The sequence below is a fragment of the Pauljensenia sp. UMB3104 genome, assembly GCF_030217285.1.
Classification (GTDB): domain Bacteria; phylum Actinomycetota; class Actinomycetes; order Actinomycetales; family Actinomycetaceae; genus Pauljensenia.
The window spans coordinates 1-382 of the sequence record NZ_JASONN010000089.1 but is presented as its reverse complement, the minus strand read 5'-3'; the positions used below and the strand labels follow the sequence as shown (position 1 = coordinate 382).

General features: G+C 72.8%; 1 pseudogene. It reads left to right on the top strand.

Annotated features, from left to right (window positions below):
• A pseudogene (locus QP415_RS10880) lies at window positions 1–382 on the top strand (hypothetical protein); the annotation flags it as partial.

The window sequence follows — 382 nt, the reverse complement described above, 5'->3', positions numbered from 1 at the left end:
CCCGATCCCCGCGCCCGACGAGGATCCCATCCCGGCGCCCAATGGAACGTCGATGGCGGAGTCCCTCGCCGCCCTGGGCGTCGAGCCCGTCACCGATGCCACGGACAGCGCCGAGGTTGCATCCGCGTCCTTCCCGTTGGCTCCCCCGCCGCCGGCCCCCGCGACCAACAGCTACGAGCGCGACGGCGAGGTTAACCCCGCGGACTACCCGCACCCCGAACCTCTCGCTGACGCTCCCGTGACGCACCAGATTCCCCGCGTGCATGCAGCAGTCGATTCGGCGATCCCCGCCCCTCCCGCCGAGGATCCGACCGAGGTCATGGACTCCAGTCCCCCGATCCCCGCGGCACCCGCACAGCCCGCCCCGGCCTCGTCCGAGGAG